The sequence below is a fragment of the Sphingomonas sp. genome, assembly GCF_036387535.1.
Taxonomy (GTDB): Bacteria; Pseudomonadota; Alphaproteobacteria; order Sphingomonadales; family Sphingomonadaceae; genus Sphingomonas_R.
Genome location: NZ_DASVTO010000125.1, coordinates 1 through 5,764, shown reverse-complemented (window position 1 = coordinate 5,764; position 5,764 = coordinate 1). Strand labels below are relative to the sequence as shown.

At 66.6% G+C, this 5,764-nt stretch carries 6 protein-coding genes; 2 read left to right on the top strand and 4 right to left on the bottom strand.

What is annotated here, in order from left to right; translation table 11 throughout:
* Positions 1 to 34: 34 nt before the first annotated feature.
* Both VF649_RS11710 and VF649_RS11705 read right to left on the bottom strand, forming a co-directional pair.
* Positions 35 to 1,345, bottom strand: a complete 1,311-nt coding sequence (locus VF649_RS11710) for an ATP-binding protein (protein ID WP_331012136.1) — start codon at positions 1,343 to 1,345, stop codon at positions 35 to 37.
* Positions 1,342 to 2,052, bottom strand: coding sequence for a response regulator transcription factor (locus VF649_RS11705; protein ID WP_331012135.1), 711 nt, complete (start codon positions 2,050 to 2,052; stop codon positions 1,342 to 1,344). The genes VF649_RS11710 and VF649_RS11705 overlap by 4 nt, the downstream gene beginning before the upstream one ends.
* A gap of 155 nt (positions 2,053 to 2,207) precedes the next feature.
* On the opposite strand from VF649_RS11705, the gene VF649_RS11700 reads away from it, so the two are divergent.
* Together VF649_RS11700 and VF649_RS11695 are read left to right on the top strand one after the other, a co-directional pair.
* Entirely contained in the window at positions 2,208 to 3,305 is a 1,098-nt protein-coding gene (locus tag VF649_RS11700; RefSeq protein WP_331012134.1) for a histidine kinase dimerization/phosphoacceptor domain -containing protein, read from the top strand.
* Between the two features lie 11 nt (positions 3,306 to 3,316).
* Positions 3,317 to 3,775 (top strand): response regulator, encoded by a 459-nt coding sequence (locus tag VF649_RS11695; RefSeq protein WP_331012133.1) that lies wholly within the window; start codon positions 3,317 to 3,319, stop codon positions 3,773 to 3,775.
* 10 nt (positions 3,776 to 3,785) lie between these two features.
* On the opposite strand, the gene VF649_RS11690 is transcribed toward VF649_RS11695, so the two are convergent.
* Positions 3,786 to 4,718, bottom strand: a complete 933-nt coding sequence (locus tag VF649_RS11690; RefSeq protein WP_331012132.1) for a flagellar motor protein MotB — start codon at positions 4,716 to 4,718, stop codon at positions 3,786 to 3,788.
* Between the two features lie 4 nt (positions 4,719 to 4,722).
* Positions 4,723 to 5,586: a flagellar motor stator protein MotA gene (motA, locus tag VF649_RS11685; RefSeq protein WP_331012131.1), complete on the bottom strand. Its 864-nt coding sequence runs from the start codon at positions 5,584 to 5,586 to the stop codon at positions 4,723 to 4,725.
* Positions 5,587 to 5,764: the final 178 nt, after the last annotated feature.

Genomic DNA, 5,764 nt, shown 5'->3' with positions numbered 1-5,764 from the left:
GATCGTAAGGAAATGTTGCTGGCGTGCAGGCACATTATGCGCGCGGCAGGGATATTTCCGCGCGCAGGCCGGACCCGGGCCGGTTGGTGAGCGTGAGCGTGCCGTGCGCGCGCTGGACCGCCTTGGCCACGATCGCGAGGCCGAGCCCAAGCCCTTCGGTGTTGCGACCGCGTGCCGGATCCAACCGTTCGAACGGGCGCAGCACGGATTGGAGCGCGGTGTCCGGAATGCCGGGGCCGTCATCGTCCACCTGGATCAGAATGCGATCGGTGGTCGGCACCAGCCGGACAATGACGGTATCGCCATAGTGCAAGGCGTTGTCGACCAGGTTGGCGACGGCGCGCTTGGCCTCCAGTGGCCGGAGGACCGCGTCGAGATGATCGGGGCCGTCATAGACCGCGTCGCGCCCGCGATCGGTGGCATCGTCCACCAGCGTGGCGAGCATCACCGCCAGGTCGATCCGCGCCGGCGATTCGGGATCGCTGTCGCCACCGAAGAAGGCGAGCAGCGACGACAGCATCGCCTCCATTTCGTGCAGGTCGGAATCCATCGCGGTGCGCAGGGCCGGATCGGGAACGGCATCGGTGCGCAACCGCAGCCGGGCGATCGGGGTGCGCAGATCGTGACCGACGGCGGCCAATGCCTCGGTCCGGTCGTCGATCAGTTGCAGGATGCGGGCCTGCATATCGTTGAAGGCATGGATGACCTGACGGACTTCGCGGCTGCCCTGTTCGGGCAGGGTCGTCGGCGCGCCGTGGCCGATCGCGTCGGCGGCGTTGGCCAGCATCCGCATCGGGCGCAGGGTGATGCGCAGCAACAGCCAGCCGACACCGAGCAATGCGAGCGCCGGCAACAGCGCCGTCACGATCCGCGTCACCGCCAGCGTGGTGCCGGTCAGCAGTTCGTCGGTGCTGAAATCCAGCCAGGTGCCGTCGGGCAGGCGCAGGCCGCCGATCACGGTGTTGCTGCGCCCTGGCGATTTCAAGCGGAGGCGAAGATCGGTACGGGCGAGCGCCGGTTCCCAGGCGATGATCTGAAGCCGCATGTCGCGCAGTTCCGCCGCGACCGGTGGTGGCGGGGCCAGCGTCGGGCGCCAGTGCACGTCATACCGGTCCGTGGTCAGCTGCCCCGCGATGGCGGCGCGGCGTTCGACCGGACTTTCGGCCAGCAGCCGGCGCGCGATGACGAGATGTTCGGCGACGCGGCGGGCCTCGTCCTCCTGCGCGGACAGGCGGCTGGTGCGTTCGTAGAGAAAGGTGCTGGTCCCGAATTCGACCGCGACCGACAGCAGCACGATCAGGAAAATCTGACCCAGCAGCCCCAGCGACGGCCGCGCCAGCCTCATGTCCGGTTGACGGCGGCGTTGAACATGTAGCCGGCGCCGCGCACCGTAACGATGGGCGAGGGATCGTCCGTGGTCGAGAGCTTGCGGCGCAGGCGGCTGACCAGCACGTCGATGCTGCGGTCCGACGCGTCCGCCAGCCGGGTGCGCGACAGTTCGATCAGGCGTTCGCGGCCGATCACGCGTTGCGGATGATCGATGAACGCGGCGAGAAGATCGAATTCGGCCCCGGTCAGGTCGACCACCGCCCCGCTGGGCGAGCGGAGTTCGCGACGCGGGAAATCGACGGTCCAGCCGCCGAATTCGGCCTGATTGTCGCCGCCCTCCCCATGGCGGCGGTCCAGGCCGCCGCGGCGCAGGACGGCGCGGACGCGGGCGAGCAGCTCCCGCGTGCCGAACGGTTTCGGCAGATAGTCGTCGGCGCCCAGTTCCAGGCCGACGACGCGGTCGGTCTCGCTGGTCTTCGCGCTGACGAAGATGATCGGCACGTCGCTTTTCTGCCGAATCTGGCGGCAGAGGTCTATGCCGCTGGTGCCGGGGAGCATGATATCGAGCAGGACGAGATCGACGGGGCCGGCATCGAAGGCGAGCCACATTTCGGGCGCAGAGGCCGCCGGGCGGACCTGGAACCCGTTTTCGCCGAGCGTGCGGGCGGTGAGGGTGCGCAGGCCGGGGTCGTCTTCGACCAGCAGGATGATGGGTGCGGTCATGCGGTACGCGGTTAGGGGCGGCGGCCGACAGGGTCAATGACGCGCAAAGGGTTGCGATCAAACGACCGACGCGGCAGGAACCGGCATAAGGCTACCGGGTTCTGACTTCGGCCCGGCCGCGGCGGCAGCCCCGCCGGCGTCAGCGATGGGACGACATGAAAGAGATTGAAGACTGGCATCTGACGGAGAGCGTCACGCATGAGGCGGGGCGCGGCGATCCGTTCGCGGCGGCGATCCGTGGCACCCGGATGCCGATGGTCATCACCGACGCCCGCCAGCCGGACAACCCGATCGTGTTCGCCAATGCTGCGTTCCAGCGGCTGACCGGATATGGGCGTGACGAGATATTGGGCCGCAATTGCCGGTTCCTGCAGGGTCCGGCGACCGATCGCGCAGCGGTAGCCAGGTTGCGTGCCGCGATCGAGGCGGAGGAGCCGATCAACGTCGATCTGTTCAACTATCGCAAGGATGGCACGACGTTCTGGAACGCGCTGTATGTCAGCCCGGTACGAGGCGAGGATGGCGCGGTGCTGTTCTTCTTCTCATCGCAGCTGGACGTGACCGACCGGGTTGATGCGCAGGCCAGTCTGGCGGCGCAGAACGCCGAAATCGAGGCGCAGGTGCGCATTCGGACCGCGGACCTGGAAGCGGCGTTGCAGGAAAAGACCCTGCTGCTGCACGAGGTGGACCACCGCGTGAAGAACAACCTGACGATGGTGGGGTCGCTGCTGCGGTTGCAGGCGCGATCGTTGCCGGACCCGGCGTTGCGCGGGACGGTGGAGAACATGCTGGAGCGGATCGACGCGCTGTCGACGGTGCATCGCAGGCTGTATCAGAACCAGGATATCCGGCGATTCGACGCGGGTGCATTCGCGCAGGATCTGGCCAGTGACATTTTGGGCGGGACCGGTCGCGACGACATCGTTCTGGAAGCGGAGATCGAGCCGCTGGAGATCCCGGCGGCAAGCGCGACGGCACTGGGGCTGATCCTGAACGAACTGATCCTGAACGCGGTCAAGCATGCCTTTCCGAACCGGCGCGGTACGCTGACCTTGCGCGCGATGCGCGATGGCGAGCGCGGCCTGATCGAACTGCGCGATGACGGGATCGGGTTCGATATCGATGCCACGCCACGCGATACGGTCGGCCGTGCACTGGTCGCCCGATTGTCGCGGCAGATGCATGCCGACACGATTTGGCGGAACGCAAATCCCGGTACAGGCGTATCCATGTCCTTCCCCGTCAACAACTGAAGGACGTCTGGATGGATCATCCGCCGCTACGCGTCCTGATTGTCGAAGATGAAGCGCTGCTCGCCATGGATATCGAAGCCATGATCGAGGACAGCGGCCATGAGGTCATCGGCGAGGCCGCGACCCTGGCGGAGGTGCGGGCGATGTCCGGGCTTGCGCGGCCGGATGTCGCCTTCGTCGATATCCAGCTGGCGGGAGGATCGAACGGCCTGGAGGTGGCGGCGCTGATCCATGCGCAATGGACCGGCACGGCGGTGGTGTTCGTCACCGCGAACCCCAAGAAAATCCCGGCCGATTTCCAAGGTGCGCATGGGGTGATCCCGAAACCGTTTTCCCGCAGCGGATTGATGGCGGCGATGCGCTATCTGGCGGAAGGGCTGCGCGATCCGCCGCCGATTTCCCCCCAGCCGCGGAGCTTCACGCCGTCGCCGCTGGTGGCCGGCGACTGGATCGCGGCGGCCGCGGAGTAAGCGGCGGTGGTCAATGCGCCGGCGCCGCCGGTGGTGCTTCGGCCGTGGCCGCTGGTCCGCCCACGCTATCCCGTTCGGAACCCGGTTCTTTCGTCCAGGCCAGCGTGATCGACATGCGGCGGTTGCGCGGATCATAGATGTTGCCGGGGATATAGGGCTCGCGTTCGGCGACACCCTCGATTCGGGCGAAGCGCGACGGCTGGACACCCGAATCGGCCAGCGCCTTGCGCGTCGCTTCCGCCCGGGCGCTGGAGAGCGTCCAGTTGTTGACGGCACGACCGGCGGTGTAGGGCAGCGCGTCGGTATGGCCGCGGACGATGACGTCGTTGGGCACGCCGGCGATAACCTGTGCCACCTGACCCATCAGCGCGCGGGCCTGCGGCAGCAGCGTCTGCGTGCTGCGCGAAAACATCGCGAAGTCGGATTCGTCGACCAGATCGATGCGCAGCCCCTCGCGCGTGTCGGTGAACCGGACGTTGCGGAGCAGGCGGCTGAGCTTCTTGTCCGACTTGATCTTCTCCAGAAGCTGACGCTTGATCTGTTGGAAGCGCGCACGGTCCTGCTGTTTCGCGCCGGAGCCGTTGGCGGCGTCATTGCCCTGCGGAACGCCGATCGCCCGGTTGCCGGACCGCTGCTGCTTGTGCGCGGATTCCTGTTGCGACAGCAGCGAGTCACCGCCGAGCAGGCCGGTGCCGCCGGCCTTGGCCCGCGTTTCGATCAGCGTCGGCGCGAAATAGTCGGCGATGCCCTTGCGCTGCTTGTCCGTGGTGGCGCCGAGGATCCACATCAGAACGAAGAAGGCCATCATGGCGGTCACGAAGTCGGCATAGGCCACCTTCCAGGCGCCACCGTGATGGCCGCCATGGCCGCCGTCGATGATCTTCTTGACGATGATCGGGCGGACGGGTTCGGCGCCGGGCTTGCGCTTTGCGGCACTGGCCATCGGATCAGCGTCCGCGCATGCCGTCGAACACGTCGGCGAAGGCCGGCTGGTTCGAATGGGTGATGCCGGACCGGGCGGCTTCGATGACCAGGGGCAGCGGGTGGCCGTGCAGCGAGGCGATGATGATCTGCTTCACCACGCCGTAGATTGCGGCGTCGCTTTCGATCACCTGCTTGGCGCGGCCGGCGAACGGGCCGAACACGCCATAGGCGAGCAGAATGCCGAGGAAGGTGCCGACCAGGGCGGAGCCGATCATCGCGCCGAGAATGGCGGGCGGCTGATCGATCGAGCCCATCGTCTTCACCACGCCGAGCACGGCCGCGACGATGCCGAGCGCAGGCAGCGCGTCGGCCAGATTCTGAAGCATGTCGGCCGGGCGGATCGCGTCGTGGTGGTGCGTCTTCAGCGTGTTGTCCATGACATCCTCGACCGCCATCGGATCGAGCGTCCCGGACGACACCACCACCAGCCGCAGCGTGTCGCAGATCAGGTGGATCAGCGCGCTGTCCTTCAGCAACCGGGGATATTCGGCGAAGATGGTCGAGCCCTTCGGATCCTCGACATGCGCCTCCAGCGCGACCGGGCCTTCGGAACGCAGCTTCTTCATGAGGCCGGAGACCAGGAAGATGACGTCGAGATAATCCTGCTTCTTGAAGCGTGGTCCCTTGAACACGGTCGCGAAGCCACCGCCGAATTGTTTGATCTCCTTCATCGAATTGCCCGCAATGACCGCACCGACCGCGGCGCCGCCAATGATGAGCATTTCGTGCGGGATCGCGTGGAGAACGGGTTCGAGATGGCCACCGGTAATGGCGAAGCCGCCGAAGACCATCAGCAGAAGGACGACGAGACCGATCGCTGCAAACATGCGGGAAATACCTTGTCTGTCTCCGACCCGCGGAGCGGGCAGGGTGCCGCCACGATCGGGTTCACAGGAGAAAGCGTTACCCGATCGGGGTTGAAGCGCCGTTAACGACGCCGATTCGGCGGATCAGCGCAGTACGTCGAACAGCGTTTTCTGGTTCACGCGGGCGAAGATGGCCTGC

Excerpts from the sequence above, each read along its gene's own strand:
- VF649_RS11690 (WP_331012132.1), bottom strand. The coding sequence starts at position 4,718 with ATGGCCAGTGCCGCAAAGCGCAAGCCCGGCGCCGAACCCGTCCGCCCG.
- VF649_RS11695 (WP_331012133.1), top strand. The coding sequence starts at position 3,317 with ATGGATCATCCGCCGCTACGCGTCCTGATTGTCGAAGATGAAGCGCTG.
- motA (WP_331012131.1), bottom strand. The coding sequence starts at position 5,586 with ATGTTTGCAGCGATCGGTCTCGTCGTCCTTCTGCTGATGGTCTTCGGC.
- VF649_RS11705 (WP_331012135.1), bottom strand. The coding sequence starts at position 2,052 with ATGACCGCACCCATCATCCTGCTGGTCGAAGACGACCCCGGCCTGCGC.
- VF649_RS11710 (WP_331012136.1), bottom strand. The coding sequence starts at position 1,345 with ATGAGGCTGGCGCGGCCGTCGCTGGGGCTGCTGGGTCAGATTTTCCTG.
- VF649_RS11700 (WP_331012134.1), top strand. The coding sequence starts at position 2,208 with ATGAAAGAGATTGAAGACTGGCATCTGACGGAGAGCGTCACGCATGAG.